At 47.3% G+C, this 256-nt stretch carries 2 tRNA genes; both read right to left on the minus strand.

Annotated elements, in window-relative coordinates:
- Window positions 1-10 precede the first annotated feature (10 nt).
- Window positions 11-83: transfer RNA gene (locus FD04_RS01955), tRNA-Ala, on the minus strand.
- Between the two features lie 22 nt (window positions 84-105).
- Window positions 106-179: transfer RNA gene (locus FD04_RS01960), tRNA-Ile, on the minus strand.
- Window positions 180-256 lie beyond the last annotated feature (77 nt).

The following is a 256-nucleotide window of genomic DNA, read 5'->3' on the forward strand; positions in this document are numbered from 1 at the left end:
TCGGAATCAATGGAGAATAGCGGGATCGAACCGCTGACCCCCTGCTTGCAAAGCAGGTGCTCTCCCATCTGAGCTAATTCCCCATAACAAACAAAGTTTGTTGAGTGGGCCTAAATGGACTCGAACCATCGACCTCACGCTTATCAGGCGTGCGCTCTAACCAGCTGAGCTATAGGCCCAAAAAGCATTCAAACTATTTATGAGAGTAGACCTCTCAAAACTAAACAAAGTTTCGTTCCTGTGCAGGTTTCCGTAT

It is taken from the genome of Secundilactobacillus odoratitofui DSM 19909 = JCM 15043 (genome assembly GCF_001434895.1).
Classification (GTDB): Bacteria; Bacillota; Bacilli; order Lactobacillales; family Lactobacillaceae; genus Secundilactobacillus; species Secundilactobacillus odoratitofui.